The 21,413-nt window shown below is 46.6% G+C and carries 20 protein-coding genes; 8 read left to right on the forward strand and 12 right to left on the reverse strand.

What is annotated here, in order from left to right:
• The first annotated feature begins 42 nt into the window (after positions 1-42).
• The gene (locus FJ444_RS04185; RefSeq protein ID WP_140956671.1) at positions 43-1,167 is read left to right on the forward strand and encodes an endonuclease/exonuclease/phosphatase family protein; all 1,125 of its coding nucleotides are present in this window, start codon (positions 43-45) and stop codon (positions 1,165-1,167) included.
• Positions 1,168-1,240: 73 nt separating this feature from the next.
• On the opposite strand, the gene FJ444_RS04190 is transcribed toward FJ444_RS04185, so the two are convergent.
• On the reverse strand, positions 1,241-1,441 hold the full coding sequence (locus FJ444_RS04190) for a hypothetical protein (protein ID WP_140956672.1): 201 nt from the start codon (positions 1,439-1,441) through the stop codon (positions 1,241-1,243).
• Positions 1,442-1,468: 27 nt separating this feature from the next.
• Positions 1,469-1,645: a DUF1328 domain-containing protein gene (locus FJ444_RS04195; protein ID WP_140956673.1), complete on the reverse strand. Its 177-nt coding sequence runs from the start codon at positions 1,643-1,645 to the stop codon at positions 1,469-1,471.
• Between the two features lie 233 nt (positions 1,646-1,878).
• Between FJ444_RS04195 and yfbR the strand changes: the two genes are divergently transcribed.
• The gene (yfbR, locus tag FJ444_RS04200) at positions 1,879-2,523 is read left to right on the forward strand and encodes a 5'-deoxynucleotidase (RefSeq protein ID WP_140956674.1); all 645 of its coding nucleotides are present in this window, start codon (positions 1,879-1,881) and stop codon (positions 2,521-2,523) included.
• 37 nt (positions 2,524-2,560) lie between these two features.
• Here the strand turns inward: yfbR and FJ444_RS04205 are convergent, their stop codons facing one another.
• From FJ444_RS04205 to FJ444_RS04240, 8 genes are all read right to left on the reverse strand, one after another.
• Positions 2,561-3,127, reverse strand: coding sequence for a hypothetical protein (locus FJ444_RS04205; RefSeq protein WP_140956675.1), 567 nt, complete (start codon positions 3,125-3,127; stop codon positions 2,561-2,563).
• 156 nt (positions 3,128-3,283) lie between these two features.
• On the reverse strand, positions 3,284-5,242 hold the full coding sequence (locus FJ444_RS04210) for a response regulator (RefSeq protein ID WP_140956676.1): 1,959 nt from the start codon (positions 5,240-5,242) through the stop codon (positions 3,284-3,286).
• A 10-nt stretch (positions 5,243-5,252) separates the two neighbouring features.
• On the reverse strand, positions 5,253-5,705 hold the full coding sequence (locus FJ444_RS04215; RefSeq protein WP_140956677.1) for a response regulator: 453 nt from the start codon (positions 5,703-5,705) through the stop codon (positions 5,253-5,255).
• Entirely contained in the window at positions 5,695-7,206 is a 1,512-nt protein-coding gene (locus FJ444_RS04220; protein WP_140956678.1) for a CHASE3 domain-containing protein, read from the reverse strand. The genes FJ444_RS04215 and FJ444_RS04220 overlap by 11 nt, the downstream gene beginning before the upstream one ends.
• The gene (locus tag FJ444_RS04225; RefSeq protein ID WP_140956679.1) at positions 7,203-7,436 is read right to left on the reverse strand and encodes a hypothetical protein; all 234 of its coding nucleotides are present in this window, start codon (positions 7,434-7,436) and stop codon (positions 7,203-7,205) included. The genes FJ444_RS04220 and FJ444_RS04225 overlap by 4 nt, the downstream gene beginning before the upstream one ends.
• 20 nt (positions 7,437-7,456) lie before the next feature.
• The gene (locus FJ444_RS04230) at positions 7,457-8,797 is read right to left on the reverse strand and encodes a sigma-54 dependent transcriptional regulator (RefSeq protein ID WP_140956680.1); all 1,341 of its coding nucleotides are present in this window, start codon (positions 8,795-8,797) and stop codon (positions 7,457-7,459) included.
• A gap of 115 nt (positions 8,798-8,912) precedes the next feature.
• Positions 8,913-9,824 carry a LysR family transcriptional regulator gene (locus tag FJ444_RS04235; RefSeq protein ID WP_255438986.1) on the reverse strand — a complete coding sequence of 304 codons (912 nt, stop codon included), beginning with the start codon at positions 9,822-9,824 and terminating at the stop codon, positions 8,913-8,915.
• A gap of 18 nt (positions 9,825-9,842) precedes the next feature.
• Complete coding sequence (locus FJ444_RS04240) at positions 9,843-10,190, reverse strand: rhodanese-like domain-containing protein (protein WP_140956682.1); 348 nt, start codon at positions 10,188-10,190, stop codon at positions 9,843-9,845.
• Positions 10,191-10,498: 308 nt separating this feature from the next.
• On the opposite strand from FJ444_RS04240, the gene FJ444_RS04245 reads away from it, so the two are divergent.
• Complete coding sequence (locus FJ444_RS04245) at positions 10,499-10,792, forward strand: helix-turn-helix transcriptional regulator (RefSeq protein ID WP_140956683.1); 294 nt, start codon at positions 10,499-10,501, stop codon at positions 10,790-10,792.
• Positions 10,793-10,872: 80 nt separating this feature from the next.
• Here the strand turns inward: FJ444_RS04245 and maoP are convergent, their stop codons facing one another.
• Positions 10,873-11,229, reverse strand: a complete 357-nt coding sequence (maoP, locus tag FJ444_RS04250; protein WP_140956684.1) for a DUF413 domain-containing protein — start codon at positions 11,227-11,229, stop codon at positions 10,873-10,875.
• Between the two features lie 353 nt (positions 11,230-11,582).
• Here maoP and FJ444_RS21340 point away from each other — a divergent pair, with 353 nt between their 5' ends.
• The 5 genes from FJ444_RS21340 to FJ444_RS04270 all read left to right on the forward strand — a co-directional run bounded on the left by FJ444_RS21340 (position 11,583) and on the right by FJ444_RS04270 (position 19,160).
• Entirely contained in the window at positions 11,583-11,747 is a 165-nt protein-coding gene (locus FJ444_RS21340) for a hypothetical protein (RefSeq protein ID WP_181405059.1), read from the forward strand.
• Positions 11,748-11,863: 116 nt separating this feature from the next.
• On the forward strand, positions 11,864-12,703 hold the full coding sequence (locus FJ444_RS04255) for a LysR family transcriptional regulator (protein ID WP_140956685.1): 840 nt from the start codon (positions 11,864-11,866) through the stop codon (positions 12,701-12,703).
• Positions 12,704-12,735: 32 nt separating this feature from the next.
• Positions 12,736-13,089 (forward strand): DUF2750 domain-containing protein, encoded by a 354-nt coding sequence (locus FJ444_RS04260; protein ID WP_140956686.1) that lies wholly within the window; start codon positions 12,736-12,738, stop codon positions 13,087-13,089.
• A 323-nt stretch (positions 13,090-13,412) separates the two neighbouring features.
• Positions 13,413-14,717 (forward strand): ribonuclease J, encoded by a 1,305-nt coding sequence (locus FJ444_RS04265; protein ID WP_140956687.1) that lies wholly within the window; start codon positions 13,413-13,415, stop codon positions 14,715-14,717.
• Positions 14,718-14,891: 174 nt separating this feature from the next.
• A complete protein-coding gene (locus FJ444_RS04270; RefSeq protein ID WP_140956688.1) occupies positions 14,892-19,160 on the forward strand; it encodes an EAL domain-containing protein in 4,269 nt (1,422 codons plus the stop codon).
• On the opposite strand, the gene FJ444_RS04275 is transcribed toward FJ444_RS04270, so the two are convergent.
• Positions 19,157-21,412 (reverse strand): xanthine dehydrogenase family protein molybdopterin-binding subunit, encoded by a 2,256-nt coding sequence (locus FJ444_RS04275; protein ID WP_140956689.1) that lies wholly within the window; start codon positions 21,410-21,412, stop codon positions 19,157-19,159. The genes FJ444_RS04270 and FJ444_RS04275 overlap by 4 nt on opposite strands.
• Position 21,413 lies beyond the last annotated feature (1 nt).

The raw sequence follows: 21,413 nt of genomic DNA on the forward strand, positions 1-21,413 counted from the left end.
TTTGGGTGTTCGGAGCAAGTGGCACCCGCAAACACCCCCCCTATGACACCTGACACACCAACCATTCGAATTGCCACGTTTAACGTGAGTATGGAAGCAAATAATTATCGCGCTCAGGGCATCGTCCCATCAGCTACCACGTTGTTAACACTGTTAAATGATCCTGAACAACCGCAAATTCGAAATATTGCTGAAATTATTCAGCGGGTTGCGCCTGATATTTTGTTACTGAATGAATTTGATTTTTCGACTGGTGCAGACCCATCGGCAGCGCAACGGTTTATTAATCACTTTCTGGCCGTAAGCCAGCAAGGGCAGACACCGCAACACTATGATTATATATATACTGCACCAGTGAATACCGGTGAACCCAGCCCGTTTGATTTAGATCGCGATGGCGAGGCTACGGGTACTGGCGGCGACGCCTATGGCTATGGTATTTATCCGGGGCAGTATGGCATGGTACTGCTGTCAAAATATCCCATAGATTTTGAATCGGTGAGAACGTTTCAGATGTTCCTGTGGCAGGACATGCCCTATGCGCAACAACCCGTTTATCCGGGTACCACTGACAGTTGGTATGACGAAGCGGCCTGGCAGGGTATGCGGCTTAGTTCAAAATCGCACTGGGATATTCCGGTGAACGTAGAAGGAAAGTGGCTTCACGTTCTGGCAATGCATCCTACGCCGCCTAACTTTGACGGAACAGAAGACCGAAATGGTAGGCGCAATCACGACGAAATTCGATTGATGGCAGATTATTTGTCGAGTGACACATCTGGGTATATTTATGATGACAAGGGTAATAGAGGCGGTTTATCGCTCGATTCCCGGTTTGTACTCGTAGGTGATTTTAATGCCGCGGATGCAGGTGACAAATACCGTCCTGGTGTGATTGAACAACTATTGAAACACCCAGCAGTCAATGGCGATGTAGTACCTGAAAGTGACGGTGGCAAGGCGCATTGCAACGACTCATATTGCGCGCGATACACCGCAGAATGGGGGGCTCGAGCAGACTATGTACTGCCGTCGCGATTCAACATAGTGGTCAAACAAAGCGGTGTGTTTTGGCCAGTGCAATCTGATCCGCTGTATCGGTTAGTGGAGAACCGTGAGGCGAGTTCGGATCATCGTCTGGTGTGGGTCGATGTGATCCTGAACTAGTGCTTATTTGGTTATCCCAGACATAAAAAAAGCCCATATCCACCGGGATATGGGCTCTTTCTAAGACGCGTGATTAACAATCTTTGTCTTTCGCGTCAACGCCTTCCTTAACGTCTTCACAAGCATCTTCGATGGCATTACCAGTATCGGTAACGACTTCATCGATCTTTTCACCTGCATCTTCTGCAGCGCCATCACCACAAGCAATTACACTACATGCAAATGCCGCGATCACTGTCATTTTAAGTACATCCAATAGTTTTAACGTTTTCATAGTCATCTCCTTGTGATGTTAATGGGGTTAAACTCGCGGTGCTTTACCACGTAAAGCGCCTGCAATTAGCGAGATAACCAGCAGTACGACAAACAGGAAAAACAGGAACTGCGCAATGCCCGTTGCGGCACCGGCGATGCCACCAAATCCAAATACTGCAGCAACAATAGCAATAATAAAAAATACAATAGCCCAACCTAACATGATGTCTCCTTTCTTTATCAGTAAAGACACATTAGCTAATGCGAGTTGTGTGCCATAACGTATGGTATTGATTATGTTGGGTTTTTGTTGATTTGTGGTTGGGTGAGAACAGCAGGTATAGCTATGGTTACAGGCAGCTGTGCATTTTTTACAGAGTGTAAATCCGGATTGCGGCAGACATTTTGTTGAATAGTCGTTAAGATCGCCCAATCCACCAGAATCAGGAGAATACAATGGCAAACAGCCACTCAGCCTTTATTGGACTTATGCAGCGTGCACGTAACGTTAAACGCTGGCCACTAATGGCTCAGTTTCAATCTGAAATGCTCTCTACCCATATTTATGAAGCATCGGTGATCGCTCATATGCTGGGCGTGATAGCAAAAGAGATATTTAACGAAGCCATTGAACCTGACCGTGTCGCTGCCATGGCTATTTTTCACGAAGGCAGCGAAATCGCTGGTATGAGTGATATCCCGAGTCCGGTTAAATATCACGATCCGGAAACCACACAAGCCATTAAAAAGCTGGAGCGGCGCTTTGAGCAGATGCTCATTAAGACCTTGCCTGAGCCGCTTCAGGCCACTTACGAACCCTTAATTGTGCAAGATAAGAATGACGTGCATGTTCGCCTGGCGAAAGCAGCTGATGTGTTGTGTGCGTATTTAAAGTGTGACTACGAGCTGGCGAAATCCAATCACGAATTTTCCAATGCAATGGAAGAAATGGAAGTACAGCTTAAAAAATACCGGGATATGTATCCGTGTGTTGACTACTTCTGTAAGATCTTTTTGGAAGATGCCAAAGGCACGTTAGACGAGCAAACCAAAGATTTGAATTGGGTAGAGCACGCTAACCAGGCGAACTTAAAAGGCTAGCATGCTTAAATAACGATCGCGCCAACAAGATAAAGCGTTATTCTGCAACCCACACAGCCGAGGCCGGAGCAGTCTGACCAGTGCCGCCTTGTATCACCAGCGTGTAATACCGGGTGGGCAACTGCTCAGTGTCGTTTTGGCTGTTATTAACAGCAGGCTGAGCGCGGGTTTGAGCAGTTTCACAATCATCTTTTACACAAGGTGATTCCGGCAGTTTTCCGTTAACATCCCGTTCAACAACAGAGAAATCTGCCGGAGGCACAGGTGCGTTTGCCTGTTCTTCTGGCAAGCTGTCAGTGGTACTCGATACAATTCTGTACCACGAAAAACCTTGCTCTTTTGCCAGTGCCGACGCGCGTTTGTGGGCGTAAGCCTCAATTTGATCAAATGCTGTATGTTCATTTGCTGCATAGGCAATACGAAATGTCGATTCATTCAACTGATGCGTGCTGTATCCAAAGGGTTGCGAAGGGCCTGACGGCTGGAATGGCGTTGGTGAAAGATTCGCACAACCCGACAACATACACAGCGTCAGCATGGCTACAAACACCACGCGAGTAATGCAAGTGGACGTAAACATGCGGTGTAACACAGTAATATCCATAATGGCTTCCTTTTCTTGTTACCCGGGATGGGTACTGGTTTACAAGATGTAAAGCAAACACTGTGCCTTATAAAATTACTATAAAATACATGAGGTTAAACTTTGTCTGCGCGATATCTGAAGCGTGAATTTCACAATGGGTGAAATTTTTACAATTCAGCGGCGTTGTCGAATGGGGATCGTTATTTGGGCTAAATCTTCACGGCTCACCGGCTTCAGCAGCGTTTGTATAATGGGTAAACCTTTAAGTGCTTCAGGATTCGTTTCCGCACCACTTACAATAGTAAACGTTAATGAGTCGGATATGCGCATTAACGACTGGATCAGTTCGTATCCGTTGGCATCGGGTAAATGCAAGTCAACCATAACATGGTCGTACGCGTTTGGAGAGTCTGTTATTAATTGTCTGGCTTGTCTGGCACTATTAGCAGCAGTGGTTTGGTATCCAAGGGCTGTAAGTAGTATTACCATTAGATCGGCAACATCTTCATCGTCTTCTACCACCATCACTGACGCGCTGGCAGGCTGTTGGGATAGGCTGGATACAAGGGGTGATTCATGCAGGTATCGAATCAGCACATCACTCAGGGCTTGTCGGTCAATTGGCTTGGCAATCACATTATCAAAACCTTGTTCCAGTAAGGATTCCCGCAGGCCTTTTCTGCTGGCTGCCGTTACGGCCACTACCGGTGTAAATATGCCTTCGCTGCGCAGTGCTTTTAAGCAGTCTATGCCATTCATTACCGGCATATGGATATCCATCAATACCAGGTCAAAAGGGGTATTTGCAGTTTGGCTTTCCTGTATTTTTTCCAGTGCCTCCAGCCCGTTTTTGGCATATTGAACACTAGCCTGAGTGGTTCCCACCAGGCTGCCGGTTAGACGTCTGATATCGCGCAGGTCATCAACAATAAGCACATTGCCGTACAGATCTTTGCGAATACTTACTGGTGTAGCGCGCTGTGGCGCTTCTAAATCCAAAGTTACCCAATGGCTCACATCATCACATTGTAGTGGGATGGTAAAATGAAACTGACTGCCTTTACCTGGCTGAGACTCTACGCAGATTTCGCCGCCAATACGGTTGACTAACTCCCGGGTGATGGCAAGTCCCAAACCGGCTCCTCCGTGATTGGCTTGCATCAGATCTTCAATTTGCTCAAAGGGTTGAAATATTTTATCCAGCTTGTCTTCGGGCATGCCAATACCGGTATCTTCTACGCAGAATATCAGTAATTTTTGGGGCGCACTTGCCTTAATCCTAATGGTTACCTGACCATTCGGAGTAAACTTAATCGCATTGTTAACCAGATTAATCAGCACCTGACGAAGCCGGGTGGCGTCGGTGCTGATTTCTTCCGGAATGTTACTGTCGGCCACAACGGTTAATACCAATCCTTTCTCACTGGCTTGCATTACCATCAGGCTGTAGAGATCAGATAAAAAGCTGGCCAGATGCAGGGCAGAGGGGCTTAATTCCAGTTTGTTTGCCATGATCCGGGACATATCAAGTAAATCATTTAACAGGCTCAATAAGTGTTTACTGTTGTTCAGAATAGTTGAGAGTTCTTGTTGAATGGGCTCGTTGCTGTGGTTGTCCAACAGCATTTCCGTGTAGCCAAGAATCGATGCCAGCGGCGTGCGAAGTTCATGACCAAGATGCGCAAGAAATTTATCCTTTGCCTTGTTTTGCTGTTCAATTCGGTTGCGCTCAAGCCGTTCAGTTTCTATTTCGCGGCGAACCAGTGCGTAGCGAATCGTGCGCATAAAACGGGGTGTGTCGATTTCTGATTTCGTGAGAAAATCTTCTGCGCCCGCCCGCATTACCATGTCATCTACCACACTGTCGGCCTGACCTGTCAGCACAACAACGGGAATGGATACCGATAAGGCTTTTAACTTTGCCAGTACATCAATGGCATTTTCTTTTCCCAATCGGTAATCAAGTAAACACAGATCAAATGGTTGTTCTTTCAGCAATGAAATGGCCTGATCGCCATTTTGGGCCCAACTAATAGAAAACGTCGGTGATTTGCACTGTGCCAGTGAGTCGGCAGTAAGCAAATAATCGTCTTCATCATCTTCGATTAGCAGTAACTCAACATGGTCAGTCATGGCCTGTTACTCAGCTGTTTTGTGGAAGTTCAACAATTTCTATCCAGTAGCGGCCGAGGGATTTCATAAGCTCAACTAAGCCTTCGAAGTTTACTGGTTTGGTGATGTACGACGCCGCGCCTAAATCATAGCCTCGTAACATGTCTTCTTCTTCTTTTGACGTGGTTAAAATAACCACCGGAATTCCCCTTAAAGCGGGGTCCGCCTTGATTTCCTGCAAGGCCTCACGTCCATCCATTCGGGGCATATTCAGGTCAAGCAGAATCAGGCTGGGGCGAGGAGAGCTGGCTGGGTCGCTGAAACGCCCCTCCCGACGCAAATAAGCCAACAACTCCACGCCGTCTTCAACGCATTGCAAATTGTTAATTACACGCCCTTCGGTGAGCGCGTCCAGCGTGAGAAGACGGTCGTCTTCATCATCGTCGGCCATTAATATAGTTATAGGCACACGGCTATGTGGCATCCTGGGTCACTCCTTGTTGTCTTGCGTTGTCGAAAGGTTGCCCATCTAAGGGTAAATACATGTCGAATCGGGCGCCTTTGCCTGGTTCACTAAATGCAGTTATTAGGCCGTTGTGGCGCTCAACTATGCGTCGGCACACTGCCAAACCTATGCCGGTGCCTTTGTATTCTGAGCGGCCGTGAAGGCGCTGAAAGGGAGCAAAGATTTTCTCTGCAAATGTTTGTTCAAAGCCAATGCCATTGTCTTGCACTGTAAGCTTCACCCATGCCAGTCCCGGCAGTAAATGATGAATTTCCTGATCATGGCTATTCACGTGCTCACAGCGCAACGAAATTTCAGGTGGCACTTCTGCATGCTTAAATTTGAGGGCGTTTGAGAATAAATTTAAGAATAACTGCGACATCTGTGAAGCGTCAGCTTTCATTACCGGTAAAGGCTCTACAACAATGTGCGCCTGCGTCTCTTCGATGGGTATTTCCAAATCCTCAAGAATAGCCGAGACAACCTCATTTAAATCGGTATCGGTAAAATCCTTGCCACGGGTGGTTACCCTTGAAAATGCCAACAGGTCACTGATAAGCATCGACATCCGCTCGGCTGCATTGAGCATTCTGTTGAGGAAGTCTTGTCCGCGTTCGTCTATTACATCCTGGTAGCCGGTACTTAAGCGATTGCCAAAGGCGCGAATTTTCCTGAGCGGCTCCTGGAGATCGTGAGAGGCTACAAACGCAAAATCTTCTAATTCGCGGTTACTGCGCGCCAGTTCCTCTGAATACACTTTGAGTTCTGACGTGCGTTCTTCCACTCTCGACTCCAGCACCATGTTGTGATGCTGAAGTTCGCGGCGGTGCTTAATGGTTTCCCGAATGTTAATTCGCAACAGAAAAAACATACCGACAATAAGCAGCCCGGTGGTTACCGAGGAGATGATCAGGTTGTTCACGGAATCAATGCGAAGCTTAACCAGCGACGCGACATGCAGCTGTTGTAATCTTCGTTCTTCCTCTGCAATCTGGTTAAACAAGGTTTCAAATCGATCGTACAGCGCCAATCCAACCTGAGAATTAAAAATGCTCAGGGCTTTGGCGTGCTTGTCGGCGCGGGCCAATTCCACGGTCTCAATAAGCTCATTCAATTTTTGCTTAGCCAGTTTAACCAACTCTCCGATACGCTGGCTTTGCGCTTCAAAGTCAGATTTGATGGCGTTAGCTTCAACATCGGCAAGCAGTTTGTTTACCTGGTTGAGTGTTTTCTCATAGTCTTCCAGATAGGCGGGATTATCTGACAGTAGAAAGCCGCGTTGACCTGATTCTGTGCGCAGAACGGCAACGTGCAGGGCATTAACAGAATCGATTACCTTATTGGTGGTAAATATACGCGCTTCTACGGCGGCTAGTTCATCCAATGTATGAATGGTATAAATTGAATTTGCAGTAATAACAACCACTATTAAAGCGATCATTAGTACCCAGGAGGATGCCGTTCGAATCAATCGCTTCATTCAGGATTATCCTGTGAATCGGGACGATTTCTTGCCACTATCTGACTCAGGCTCTCGCTGCAGGATTTGCATTCAGTTATGATTTTATCGAGTGCAATCATCGCTTTTTCTAAAGTCACATCGCCATTGAGTGCCATTTTAATCAGCTCGGCTTGCATGGTTATGCGATTCAAAGGACGACGTGCATCGTGCACGTCAACCTGCAATTGTTCAAACTGTTGCTCATTCATTCCTTGCGCGTTCCTTCCTGTTATTTATCGCTGGCGCTGAGGTCACCGTAAGCATGTAGTCGGTTGTACAGGGTTTTTGTACTAATACCAAGCATTTCTGCTGCCGTGGTTTTATTGCCATCTACTTTTTCAAGCGTGGCATAAATGAGTTCTTTCTCAACTTCTTCTATGGTTCGTCCGGCTTTTAAGCCCGAAGATAAGTTTTGCTTTTTGGCAAACGGCGACTCAATCGTTTTTGGGAGATCCAGCGTACTGCTTTGCGGATCACTCATAATGGCAGCCCGATGTACAAAGTGACGAAGTTCCCTGATATTGCCTGGCCAGTCATACGCAGACAGTTGCTCGAGTTGACTGGATTGCCACTGATACTGCGTACCATTTTCTTCGTTTAGCTGGTGAATAAAATACTCGGCCAGCATGGGAATGTCATCTTTGCGCTCGCGCAATGGCGGGATCGTGATGGGGAATACGGCTAAGCGAAAATAAATATCTTCACGCAGTACTTTGCTTTGGGCAATTTCTTCCATTGAACGATTTGTGGCCGATACTACTCGGCAATTAACCGGGATAGTTTTAGTTCCACCTACGCGAATAACGACTTTATTTTCCAGCACCCGCAATAAATTAGGCTGCATGTCGATAGGCATTTCGGTAATTTCGTCCAGGAATAACGTGCCGTTTTCGGCCTGTTCAAATACGCCTGCTTTTTTTCCTACTGCGCCGGTAAACGCGCCTTTTTCGTGGCCGAACAATTCACTGCCAATTAATTCTTTGGAAAATGCACCGCAGTTTGTGGCGACATAAGGGCCTTCGGATTCTGATGCCTGATGTATTGCGGCTGCTACCACTTCCTTGCCTGCACCACTTTCGCCTAACAGCATCACATTAGCCTGCGTTTTACTGACCCGGCCGATCAGCTTATACAATTCATGCATGCACGCTGATTCGCCAATCAGGTGGCCAAAATGCTTGGTAAAGGCGGGCTTTTTAGCGTTAGGCGAGGAACGGGCAGAAGACTTACGACTTAATACCTGCTCGATATCTTCGCGTTGAATAGGTTTTACCAGGTAATCCACTTTCGGTCCGCAGAGGTCTTTAATGATGCCTCTAACAGATGGATGACCGGTGATCAGGGTAACATGGGTTGGAGATTTTTCAGGAAGCGATTCCAGTAAATGTAACCCGGAACCGTCCGGTAGCATGAAGTCCAGTAATATGTGGTCGAAGGTTTCTTTTTTAACCCAATCCCGGGCCTCTTCCAGATTGGTAGCAGTAAGTACCTCGTGGCCTAAAAACTCGATAATAGTGCAGGCTACGTCCAGAAATTCAGTATCGTCGTCGACAAGCAGTACAGTAAGCACGGGAGCATCCTTTCATTAAATAAAACTCTGGCGATAGTTCAATTACGGAAGGCCAGGTTGTTGGGATCAAAAAAATTTTAATAATTCGGTGTGGTAGATGTATACCCGTGCCGGCTTATTCTGACACGGAATCTATTGAGGGTAACGACATGGTCTGATAGCGCAATTCCCCTAAAAATGATCTTGCCGCAGGCCCGAGTCGATCTCCGTCGGCAAAGCATAAGAATAATAACGCTTTCCTGACGCCGCCTTGATCCAGTGGCAGCGGTTTTAATACGCCACTTTCCAGTTCGTTGCGAATAATTGCCAGGGGAAGCCAGGCAAATCCCAATCCTTGGCGAATAATATCTATCGATGTTCTTACGTGGCTTACGGTCCAGCGCTGATCCGCTCCTAACCAGCCCGATTCTGCTTTGCGGTCGGTTGAGGAATCCCTCACCACAATCTGACGATGCCCTTTAAGGTCTTCCAGCGTTAGCAAGCGTCCTAATGCATGGAGGGGATGAGAAGGGTGAGCTACGGCAATAAAATCAATTTCACACAAGTCTTCTGAAAAACCACTGTTAAACGGAAACGGGGAAATGCCAAGGTCAACCTCGCCTTCTTTAAGCAAGGTATTGGCTCCGTTTAACACGGTCTCCATTAATTCAATGCGAAGCAGTGGGTAATTTTGTGATACTTTATTGAGTGCTTTGTAGAGCATTTCCGGTGGGAAAATAATATCCACTGCAATTCGCAGGTAGGTTTCAACGCCCGATTTCAGGCTATTGGCAACCGACTCTACTTTGTGGGCCTCATCCAGTAAATAACAGGCACGGCGATACATCAATTCTCCGGCTTCTGTTAATGAGACCCGACGCCCCTCGTTGATAAACAGCGTAAGGCCCAGCGCCGACTCGAGTTTTTGTACGGCATGGTGAATACTTGACTGGCTTTTGTGAACCTGTTCAGCGGCTTGATTAAAGCCTCCGGCATCCACTACGGCTTTAAACATTCTCCATTGTTCGAGTGTCGCTTTTAAATTCAAATGTTGCTCTCCGCTGTATTATGAAAATGCTTTTTGAATGGTGGGTACGTCACAAGTGACTACTGAAACGTGTTGATAACCCATTCTGGATAGTTGTTCTGCCGATAGCATTGCTCTGGCCCCGGATGCACAATGCAGGTATATCGGTGTGCCGGGATCCTTTACCAATTCCAGCATTTTCATTTCCAGCACGCCTCTGGGGATGTTGATTGCTCCTCTTGCAGGACTCGTAGCATGCTCGGCAGGCTCTCTAACGTCAATAACGAAACCGTCGTGTTGTGCTTTTTCTGCGGCAGCCTGAGCGGCAGTAATTTTGCGGGGCTGCGGTTGAATAGCAGCCAGTCTTTCCTGAATAGTGAGTAACATGTCGCTCTCCTGATGGGTTATTCGATTCGTATTCTTAATTTATCGGGAATTTATCAGCTAAAAAACGGTCTGTATCTGATACAGCGCAAGGTGTAGAACAAATACTCGCTGATATGTTGGTATTAGCTACACTATAGCCTAAGCATTAGGCCAGCGAGAAGGAAAAGCCTAAAATGGCAATTTTGCGCAGGGATCGCAAACCTGATTAGCTGGTCAAGTTAAAATATACTAATAACTCTTGCGAATTCAATCGCTTTGGCGTTCAATAAAGCAATAGCGAGTTGTTAACCACGTGTAAGGTGTTAGCTATGGACCCATCCCAAATGCTCAGCCGGGCTGAAGATGCAGAGCAGTTTCTAAAGCAGTTATCCAATAAGACAAGATTAATGGTGTTGTGTTCATTAATTGAAGGAGAGCGCTCGGTTACCGAGTTACTTAACAATGTGCCGGTTACCCAACCAGTGTTATCACAACATCTTGCATTACTTCGTGATGCACACCTGGTGGCAACGCGGCGAGCAGGACAGACAATTTATTACCGGTTAGCTGATGACCGGATAAAGCAGCAAATGGCGCTGCTATATCAGTTCTTTTGCGCCTGAGTACAACAGTTTGGCATGCCATACATGCATGCCTTGCTGATTAAATGTGGCTCAAAGAAAAAGAGACGGAAAACCGTCTCTTATGCTACATCGAATTCATCGTCACTGTAGTCGTCATCGTAATCAGACTGATTACTTGCAGTGCTGTGCAACGTATAAAACTGCTTCCGTCCCCTGGCAAGCTTGATGTATTTTAACCAAGCCTTATCCAACGGGGTTTCAACAGCTTCTTCGCCTTTGAGCATAGCAACAAAGTGTTTTTCGTCGGCAGTTTCTGGTGTTAATTCACCCGATTCTAAACCTGCTAATGTTTTGCCATACTGACTAAGCAAGTTCGCTTCACTAATACTGAAGTCTCCGGACTTTTTAAAACCGTACGGAAAATGCTGACGGTCGATAAAAGGCTTTTGCGGTAAACGTATATCTGGCGTCTTCATGGTGCGTTATCTCTTGGCATAGGATAGTTGCACGCACTTTTAAGTGAAAAATTATCAAATGAAAAACAAAAAATTTTTTTCTTCACCAGAAAAAAAATTGGTTTACATATTGATCAAACATTCATACCAACATTACAACCGGTAAAGCATAGAAATAGAGCTGCTACAACCTAGTAAAATCAGTGGTCTACGTGTTTTTTTTCTTGAAAATGATACAGCGTGGTGCATCGCTTGCTTAAAAAATGGTCAGAAATATCATTTGTCGTCACGATAAAAACTATTCGTTTCCGTTTTTATTTCACCGATGAATAATTAAGTTGTTACACCCAAGTTTGTTATTACCAGAGAAGAAAATGAGTAAAGACTATCGTTACCAACGGGAAGAATGGGATTCGGTAGAGGATGAAGAATCTGCCGAGCATCGTAAAACTCACAAGCGTGCGCAGGACGTTAAACACAAAAAACGTGAAACGCAGCGACGAGAGAAAGAGCGCAAGTCCCATTACGAGTCCAATTGATGGAATGATAAGCACCTGTCCCGGTTTGGGACAGGTGTAGCCTGTTTTTAATTTACTTTGTGGTAAAGATATGACAGCGTATGCGTATCGGCGAGAATCAACTATACGTATAAGCAATGGATATCCGCTTTTTAACTACTTTTATTGAAGTCGTAAAGACCCGTCATTTTGGTAAAGCTGCAGAGAATTTGTACCTCACTCAGTCTGCTGTGAGTGCAAGAATTAAGCAACTCGAAGAATATTTTCACACTACGCTGTTTATCAGGCATCGCAATAGTATTCAGTTGACGCCAGCAGGCGAGAAGTTACTGCCATTCGCTGAACAATTAAACGACATACTCCAACAAGCCAAACAAGAACTGCAACGAGAAGCAGGTGAATACCTTGTGTGCGGCGCCAGTCAGTTGAACAATGAAATTTGGATGCCTGAATTACTGCATCAAATCCATCAGCATTTTCCTGAATGGGCTATCAAGGCCGAAGTGTTAACATCAGAACAAATTTCGCGACAACTCCACGAGCGTAGTGTTGATATTGCATTTTCGAGTGAGCCGCTAAAATCAGAAGAGTTGAACGGCCAGTTGCTGAAGTCCTTACCGCTGGGTCTGTTTAGTATCAACCAGAAGAGCATCGATACCGCGGCGGATCAATTTGTTGCAATAGACTGGGGAAGTAAAGCGCGGGACGAATTACTGACCCATTTCCCCGACTTCAGGGATGCAAAATTCACTACTAACTCATTGCGCCTGGCACTCGCTACACTGAAAGCGGAAGGTGGGGTGGCGGTTTTACCTATTGGTCCTGACTGGACACAATGGGGGCTTAGCAACGTTGAATGTGTTGAGCAGTTTCACAAAAGCCAGTGTAAACTGTATATGTACCACATGAAATCAGTGCGCCGCTCAATGGTGCCTGATGTAGTTAAAGTGGTTGCCAACAATTTTGCCGCTGGGTAAATAACGTAAATTAATGAACAAGAGAGACAACGATGTGGTCAGATGACGCATTTTTAATGCTGCCCCAGGAACAAAGACCGGCTAAATTTTTTGAGCAGGTGAGAGCCAGCAAGGAAGTATTCATTCTTAACGACAAGGATGGATGCGTAATGTTGACGTCTGACGATGAGGATGGTGTACCGGTATGGCCAACGGCGAGTCTTGCACAAATGTGGGCTAACGAAGAGTGGTCTGATTGTGAGCCCAAAGCCATCGATTTAGACACCTGGTTATCCCGCTGGACGATTGGTTTGAGTCGTGATTTGCTGTGTGTCATTGTTGCACCCGCACCAGGTGAAGACAGCGAAGTGATGCTTCCAGAGGATTTTGCTGAAAAGTTGTTGTAGCAATAATCTACAGAAGTGATATTGCTTCTGCCGTATCAGAGCTGTTCCAAAGATAATGGTTTCACTGGCTAGCTACGATTTTTTGTGTTGGCGCTGATCCGTTTTGCCTCTGATGTCGTTACTTTTTCAAAGAGGGTAATTACTCGGTTTGGGCATGCTGTTTTGCCTTCTCGGTGTAGTCACTTGTTCCGGTGTAAAGCCAATAACGTCTTTACAAGCGTTGGCGTTTGATTTGTACGGATTCAGGAGGGGTTATTTCAGATTTCATACCACAGCAACAGGATTTGTGGTTTGTTCCCATTGGGGGCACAGGTGAAATAGGGATGAATTTCAACGTTTACGGTCATAACAAGCAATGGTTGATCGTAGATTGTGGGGTGTCTTTTGACGAACCGCTGACAGCACCTTATTTACAACCCGACGTAGCCGACAATTCCAAACATCACGTAGTGGCGCCCGATCCATCGTTCATGAGTGAGCGACGGCAGGATATTGCTGCCATGATAATTACTCATGCCCACGAAGACCATATCGGTGCTGTTGCTGCCCTCTGGCCCCGATTGCGATGTATGGTGATCACTACACCTTTTACCGCTGCGGTTTTACAGAGAAAATTGGCTCAGGCCGGATTAGTGGATCAGGTGCCGGTTGAGATTGTCCAAACTGGCTCGAGCAAAACCGTGGGGCCCTTTACTATTCAATGGCTCGCTATTACCCATTCCATTCCCGAACCACAAGCATTGCTTATTCACACCCCGGTGGGCACTGTGCTGCATACGGCTGACTGGAAAATAGATGCGCAACCGATAAGTGGTAATCCTTTTGACGCTAAGCCTTTCCGGGAATTAGGCAATCAATCACTGTTGGCGGTGGTGGGTGATTCCACTAATGCCACTAAATCTGGCTTTTCAATTTCTGAGCGCATTTGCGCGGAAGGATTGCTTTCTACTATCAAAGCTTGCCAGGGCAGAGTGGTTGTGGCGTGTTTTGGCAGTAATATTGCCCGTTTGATTTCGCTGGGAAGGATTGCACAGAAAACTGGCCGATATTTCGCCTGTGTCGGCAGGTCGCTGGAAAATATGGTAGGCGTTGCGCGAGAAACAGGTTACTGGCCAGACGATATAACCGTGATCACGCCCGCGCATGTCGGTTATTTACCGCCGGACGAAGTGCTGGTTGTAGTAACCGGGAGTCAGGGAGAGCGGCGGGCCGCGCTAAATCGACTGGCTACGGATTCACTGCCATTTTTTGAACTGGAAAAAGGCGATACAGTGATATTTTCCAGTATCGTAATTCCCGGTAATGAAAAGCTGGTGGAGCGATTGGTTGAAAAACTCAACGGTAAACATGTAAACGTGATTCAATCAGAACATTCATCTTTACCTATTCATGCCAGTGGTCATCCCTGTGCTGAAGAATTAAAGTTGATGTATCAGTGGACTCAACCTGAAATCGTTATTCCTGTACATGGTGAGCCAGAGCACCTTGCTGCACACGCGGCATTGGCTAAATCTGTTGGGGTAAGGAAAACTTACGTTGGGCGAAACGGTGATCTTTATCTGCTTGCTCCCCAGCCTGGGATACGGCGTGATCGGGTCAACGTGGGTCGTATTCCACTCGCGCAATAATCGATAAAAAAATATCCGATCAACTCATTCCAAGTCATCAAAAATACAGCTTTTTCTTGCTGTAAACATACAAATTTTGCCTTGAATATGCTATCTATAAAGAAAGAAAGAGGGCAGTGAAAACTCACGCCAAAATAAGAATACCCTGTAAACAGGGAAAAATGAGTACAAAAGATGTATTGGTACAGGTCACTGGCGTTATTCCAACGGTTTCTAACACTTTGCTTGTTTAGCATGTTCGCGTATTCGATGAGTGCGTCGGGCAGAATGTTGTCGGAACAGCCTATTTTAAGTTCTCCGGTTACCACACCGTTATCAACAAAACAGGGATTAGCTCAGGACAGCATTAATCAGCTATTCATCGACCACGACGGCTTTTTGTGGATAGCATCTGATGGCGGTTTGGATCGCTACGACGGTTATCGGGTAGAACATATTCAGGGGCCCGATGATGTGTTGTCTGCTTCCCCGGTGAATGCGGTATATCAGGACAGTACGCGGCATCTTTGGATAAGTACGTCCAGCCGCGGGGTTTATAAACTCGATCTCACTACCAATATCTATACGCCGGTACTGGAATTAAAATACATCAACTCGCCGGAATACCAGCAATTAGTCAATAAATTCATTGAATTGCCTGACGGCAATATGCTCATGTTGTTCGAGCAAATGCTGCTTCATTACAATACCACTACGCAACAACAAACTATTCTATATTCGATAGATACCGAGAAGAAAAACAATACACCTTATTTGCGCGATATGATACTGATCGACAATCTGCTGGTCCTGGCTACATCGGTTGGGGTGTTTGTTAGTGACGCCGATTTTAAGGGTGATATTGGTAAACTGAATTTCCTGCCCATTGAGCACCGCGTTGATGTTGACCTGAATATGGACAATGCCAATGCCAAATCGTTAATGACAGACAGCTTTGGGAAGTTATGGATTGGCACAGTAGCAGGGTTATTTTCCATGCCTGTGCAGAATTTGCATCAGGCTTTCCGTGCTTCCCTTCAAACAGTATCAGGCACCAAACTTGAAATTGCACAGCGCAACATCTGGCAAATCCGACAGGCTAATGACTCGTTGATATGGCTGGGTACCGACATCGGTTTGGTTCGTATGCAACTGAATAATGGCCATTGGGAAGCTGAATACGCGTTGGATCCTGCGTCAGGTTTAGAAGCGTTATCTCGCCAGGAAATCAGAGCGCTGGCATTAGCGCCAAATGAGGGCCTTTGGATTGGCACCTATATCGGCGGGGCTTTTTTCTGGAGCCCGCAAAGCCTGAATTTTACCATGCTGCAAAATCAGCGTTATAGCAGTAATAAAACGGTGTTGTCTGACAATAATGTGTGGGCGCTTTACGAAGATGCCGAAGGTATCCTGTGGATTGGCACCGACAACGGCCTGACCCGATACGACCCAAAATCAAAAGTCAGTAATTTTTACCTTCAGAGTGAAGGTATCCCACCGCCTTACAGCATGCATATTATTCAACGTATTTCGTCATTGAGTAATAACAAGTTGTTGTTACAAACGTTTGCCGGACTCTACGAATTTGATAAAGAAAGCGGTGCATATAAGCAGTTAACGTTTGGTAAAGATGCTGATGAATCTACCTATATGACCGGTATGGCGAGGGATAGAGCCGGCAATGCCTATTTTATTGCAGATAATTTTTACCGCTATAATTTTGATGATGACACACTGGAAGAATTACCCGCCCTCAATCATGATATCTCGTTAAATCTGTCTACTAACTTTATAGGTGTGAATCCGGCTAATCCGCAGCAGATGTTACTGGCATCCTACGATGGCTTATGGACCTACGATACCGAGACGCTACAAGTAGCAAGAGTGCATCAATTGCCCGATATTGTGCGGGCAGGGGATTTTGCACCGGATTCAGTGTTGCTGCATAACAATATTTTATGGGTGGTTTATCCAGGCTACGGTCTGGTAGGCCTGGATGCCCAGAATTACCAGCAACGGTATTTCTTTGGCTCTGATATTCTGGGGCAAGGGGCATTTATCTATGGTTTGTTGGCTGATAAAGACAACAACATCTGGTTTAGTTCTCACAGTGGTTTACGTCGCTTTTCGCCTGATAAACTCACTTTCAAGCATTTTCAGTATGGGCGTGAACTGAACGTAGCTGAGTTTAACCAGGGAGCAAGTTTGAAGCTACGGGATGGGCGTATGGCCTATGGTTCTCCCCGGGGCGTGGTGATTTTTGATCCGGATAAAATAAATGCGGAGTATCAAAAGTCAGCGCTTCAGCGCAACGCCAAGCAATTGGTGATCAGTGGTATCAGTCTGTCTTCCAGAGATCTTGGTTTACCAAAACAAAATCTGGCGGGATTACATCTGCCACTCAAATATGATGACTATGGCCTGACCATCGAGTTTTCTCCTCTGGAGTTCAGCGCTCAAAAAGGTACCCGGTTCCGTTATGTTTTGACCAGTGGCCGTCAGGTGCTGAGTGAAGATACCACGTTTGATACCAAAGTCGTGTTGCCTTCTCTGCCTGCCGGAAACTACCGATTTGAGGTAATGCCTGCCGGACAATACAGTGATCAGACGATTTTGCCAGTGAGTCTGACTATAGAGGTAGATTATCCGCCATTTCTTTCACCTTTAGCCTACACACTGTATGCAATTTGCTTTGTGACGTTACTTGGTGCCTATCTGATTAGCCGGCATTTACAGTTAGTGCGCTTACAGCAGGCCCAACAACAAGTGAAATTGTTTGGCAATGCATTCAGACACACCAGCGACTGGGTAGTTATATTTGATCAGCATCACCGTGCCGTTGCCGCTAACCCTGCCTTTGAAAGTGCCTTTGGGATTACCGACAAAGACAGGCTGGACAGACAGTTACAGCGCTTGTATCAGCAAGACCCCAAGCTAGAACGGCAATTGGCAGGCCAACTGCGTCTTCTCAAAGACGATGATGTATGGAAAGGCGAAGACAGTATCGTGATGCCTGATGGACGCAAGTACGATGTGTTAATTGATATTAATGTGATGCAGGGCTCTGCTAAAGACAACGAAACTACGCATTATCTGGTTGTTATTTCTGATATCTCTGAACAAAAGAACGCAGAACGAAAGTTAGTTAAAATTGCCAATTTTGACAGCTTAACCGGCTTGGTTAACCGCAGTTTATTGCTGGATAGACTGGAACATGCCATTGCCAATGCGGTAACACACGAACATACCGTTGCCGTGTTATTTGTCGACCTTGACCGTTTTAAAGGTATCAACGATTCATTAGGGCATGATTATGGCGATAAGCTGTTAAGGGTAATTGCTAACCGCATGCTCAACCTGGCATCGAAAAGTGACACCGTAGCGCGGTTGGGGGGTGATGAGTTTGTGATTGTCATGGAAGAGATAGAAAACGAAGGGTCTGTATCTAAGTTTGTCTCACAGCTAATTGAGTCTATTGAAACACCTATATCACTGGGTAAAGAGGTGTTAAGGGTGTCGTGTTCTGTGGGGATTTCATTCTTCCCGGATGATGCTACTGATCCGGCTGAACTGCTAAAACAAGCTGACGTAGCCATGTACAGTGCCAAAAAAGATACCCTTAGTGCGTTTATTTATTACACCAAAGAAATGAACGAACGCGCCAAGGAGCGTCTGGCACTGGAGAATAGAGTGAAATCTGCCTATCAGGAACAGGCGTTCATTAATTATTATCAGCCAATCATCAATCTCTCCTCGGGCAAAACTGACGGGGTAGAATTATTGCTTCGTTGTCATTATCAGGACGAGTGGATTTCGCCAGCAGAATTTATTCCGGTACTGGAAGAAATGCGCCATATTATTGAAATCACTCGGGTTGCCACCGCTCAGGCAATCAATGATATGAAAATATGGTATGCCAACGGATTCAAAGGCTATGTGTCTATCAACTTATCGGCACTTCATTTTAAGACGCACTTCGATTTAGATCTGATAGAAGCACTGCTGCGTGGGGCGGGATTACCCAATTCGGCAATACGGTTTGAGATTACGGAAGGGGTATTAATCGATCAGTCGGATGAAGTACTCAATGAACTTACCCGTATTCGCGATGCCGGATTTAAACTGGCCCTGGATGACTTTGGTACCGGGTATTCCTCATTGAGTTATCTGAAGCGATTCCCATTGCAAATACTCAAAATCGATAAGAGCTTTATCGACGATATTCAGGCTAGTGGGGAAGAAAATGCGCTGGTACAAACTACCATTAATCTGGCACTGAGCTTGAAAATGGATTGTATTGCAGAAGGGATAGAACACTCTGAACAAGTGCGGTATTTACTAAATCATGGCTGTGTACGACAACAGGGCTATTACTTTTCCAAACCGGTTGATGCCAAAACGGTTGCGCCACTGCTAACGAAGCAGTGGCAGGTACCGTCAGAGGATTTCACACCAACTATTTAACTTCTTTTTACACTTAGCGGGATAGGAAGTTCACGCAGCCTCACGCCCGTCGCGGCAAACAGCGCATTGGCTAATGCTGGCGCAGCCGGCGGCGTTGGCGGCTCTCCCACACCGCCGGGCGGCGCAACTGAGTCGATAATAGTAACCTCTACCTCTACCGGGGTTTGTGGCATTCTGGCTACCAGGTAATTGTGAAAGTTTGATTCATTTATTTGCCCATTCGACGCCGTTATCTGGCCAATAGCGCAGCTGATGCCGTAAATGATGCCGCCTTCACATTGTGCTTTTACGTGTTCAGGGTTTACCACTGTGCCTGCATCAAGTGCAACGTAGGCTTTAGGTATTGACCAGGAACCACTCTTGTCCACTTCTACTTCGATGATAACTGCGGCATAGGTTAAAAACGAGCGATGTGCAGCCAAACCTAAATAGCGGCCCTTCTTATGTCGCTGCGCCCAGTTTGCTTTTTCGCAAACCGTGTTGATTACATTTTTCAGACGGGCAGTGTCAACCGGGTAGGATTCCAGTGGATCGCCATAGTTACCGTATTTTGCGTTGCTCTGAGCAAAATCAATATGGCGGTCCGGGCCAATTAACTCCAGCATTAACGCCTGCTGATCCTTACCTGTGTGGTGTGCAATTTCATCTACAAACGACTGAATGGCAAAGGCGTGGTAAACATTGGCTACGCTGCGCATCCAGCCAATCCGCACATGCGCTATGGCTTCTCCTCGCTCCAATTGTAGATTTTCAATAGCAAAGGGCGTGTCGACCAGTCCTAAATCTAACTCGCCATCACTGGGTTTGTTGGCGGAAGGATCGAATGTGGAGGAGATACTGGGAAATACGGAATTGTGCAGCCAGCCAGTTACCTGATTCTGCTGGTTAAAGGTAGCTGTCAGGGCCTGGGCGCTCACAGTATGGAAGTAGCCATGCTGGAGGTCATCTTCACGACGCCAGACTACCTTTACGGGTCGCTTCATCGCTTTTGCCAGTAACGCCGCTTCCACTACAAAATCAGGTTTGGATTTTCTGCCAAATCCACCACCTAGTAAGGTAACGTTAATAGTTACCTTTTCAGGATCCAGATTCAGTGCTGCCGCAACTACTTGCCGCGCCGCCTGTGGCGTTTGCACTGAGGTCCAGACTTGTGCACTGTCATCGGTTACCACAGCCGTTGCTGCCGGGGGCTCCATGGGAGCTTGAGCCAGATGCGGCGCATAATACTGGGCTTTTAGTACCGAATGGGCCTGTTTTTCGGCCTGACTAAAACTACCCTGATGGCGAACAACTTCACCAGGCTTATTGGCCGTAGCCAGTAACTGCTCGCGATAGGTTGTGGAATTGTAAACGGCATTGGCATGTTCCGACCATTTAACCGATAGCGACTTACTGGCCTGCCACGCCTGCCAGGTATTTTTCGCTACAATGGCTACACCACCTAAAGGTTTAAACATTGCGGGAGCTTCAGGGGCTGGCAGCGTGATCACGTCCAGCACCCCGGGCATTGCTTTAATGTCTGCGACGTTAACAGATTCTGCGCTACTGAATACCACGGGCGGGCGCTGTATAACGGCAAAGCACATATCGGGCAGTATCACATCCTGTCCATATACTGCCTTACCTGAGGTCATTGCCTGAATATCAAGACTGCGGATGGGTTTACCAATAGACTGCCAGTCTTTACGAGGTTTCAGTGCAAGTTTATCGGCTTCAGGCAGGGGCAGGGTGGCGGCAACCGCAACCAATTTGCCAAATCCCACCTTCTTGCCGGATGGTGTATGCACAACCTGATGATCGCTAACCTCGCAATCGGCAATGTCAGCCTGCCAACCCGTTGCCGCGGCTGCACGTAGCAGGTAGGCTGCGGTAGCCCCCGCTTCGCGCAGACGGTCGAAATTTCGGCGAATACTGCGCGAACCGTCGGTGTTTTGGTCTCCGTATTTAGGATGACCGGTTGCTTGCACAACCTTAACAAATTGCCAGTTTGCTCCCAGTTCTTCAACAATAATCTGAGGAATACTGGTGCGAATTTGTTGTCCCATTTCTGAGCGATGACAGGTAATTTCTACTTCGCCGCTTTCGTGAATCGACACAAACACACTGGGTGTCAGCGAGTCGCCGGCAGAAGTGTCGGCAAACATGGCACTGGGACGGGATGCCGGCAGCAAGGTTAAACCCAGCGTAAAACCGGAGGCCGTTGCGCTGCGCTTTAAAAATGCGCGTCGTGAGGTTGAGATGGTATCAGTCATA

The organism is Aestuariibacter sp. GS-14, from assembly GCF_006494365.1.
GTDB lineage: Bacteria > Pseudomonadota > Gammaproteobacteria > Enterobacterales > Alteromonadaceae > Alteromonas > Alteromonas mangrovi.

Excerpts from the sequence above, each read along its gene's own strand:
- FJ444_RS04240 (WP_140956682.1), bottom strand. The coding sequence starts at position 10,190 with ATGTTACTCACTATTCAGGAAAGACTGGCTGCTATTCAACCGCAGCCC.
- FJ444_RS04275 (WP_140956689.1), bottom strand. The coding sequence starts at position 21,412 with ATGACTGATACCATCTCAACCTCACGACGCGCATTTTTAAAGCGCAGC.
- FJ444_RS04265 (WP_140956687.1), top strand. The coding sequence starts at position 13,413 with ATGAATTTCAACGTTTACGGTCATAACAAGCAATGGTTGATCGTAGAT.
- FJ444_RS04215 (WP_140956677.1), bottom strand. The coding sequence starts at position 5,705 with ATGCCACATAGCCGTGTGCCTATAACTATATTAATGGCCGACGATGAT.
- FJ444_RS04185 (WP_140956671.1), top strand. The coding sequence starts at position 43 with ATGACACCTGACACACCAACCATTCGAATTGCCACGTTTAACGTGAGT.
- FJ444_RS04245 (WP_140956683.1), top strand. The coding sequence starts at position 10,499 with ATGGACCCATCCCAAATGCTCAGCCGGGCTGAAGATGCAGAGCAGTTT.
- FJ444_RS04270 (WP_140956688.1), top strand. The coding sequence starts at position 14,892 with ATGTATTGGTACAGGTCACTGGCGTTATTCCAACGGTTTCTAACACTT.
- FJ444_RS04260 (WP_140956686.1), top strand. The coding sequence starts at position 12,736 with ATGTGGTCAGATGACGCATTTTTAATGCTGCCCCAGGAACAAAGACCG.
- maoP (WP_140956684.1), bottom strand. The coding sequence starts at position 11,229 with ATGAAGACGCCAGATATACGTTTACCGCAAAAGCCTTTTATCGACCGT.
- yfbR (WP_140956674.1), top strand. The coding sequence starts at position 1,879 with ATGGCAAACAGCCACTCAGCCTTTATTGGACTTATGCAGCGTGCACGT.
- FJ444_RS04205 (WP_140956675.1), bottom strand. The coding sequence starts at position 3,127 with ATGGATATTACTGTGTTACACCGCATGTTTACGTCCACTTGCATTACT.
- FJ444_RS21340 (WP_181405059.1), top strand. The coding sequence starts at position 11,583 with ATGAGTAAAGACTATCGTTACCAACGGGAAGAATGGGATTCGGTAGAG.
- FJ444_RS04210 (WP_140956676.1), bottom strand. The coding sequence starts at position 5,242 with ATGACTGACCATGTTGAGTTACTGCTAATCGAAGATGATGAAGACGAT.
- FJ444_RS04190 (WP_140956672.1), bottom strand. The coding sequence starts at position 1,441 with ATGAAAACGTTAAAACTATTGGATGTACTTAAAATGACAGTGATCGCG.
- FJ444_RS04195 (WP_140956673.1), bottom strand. The coding sequence starts at position 1,645 with ATGTTAGGTTGGGCTATTGTATTTTTTATTATTGCTATTGTTGCTGCA.
- FJ444_RS04255 (WP_140956685.1), top strand. The coding sequence starts at position 11,864 with ATGGATATCCGCTTTTTAACTACTTTTATTGAAGTCGTAAAGACCCGT.
- FJ444_RS04225 (WP_140956679.1), bottom strand. The coding sequence starts at position 7,436 with ATGAATGAGCAACAGTTTGAACAATTGCAGGTTGACGTGCACGATGCA.
- FJ444_RS04220 (WP_140956678.1), bottom strand. The coding sequence starts at position 7,206 with ATGAAGCGATTGATTCGAACGGCATCCTCCTGGGTACTAATGATCGCT.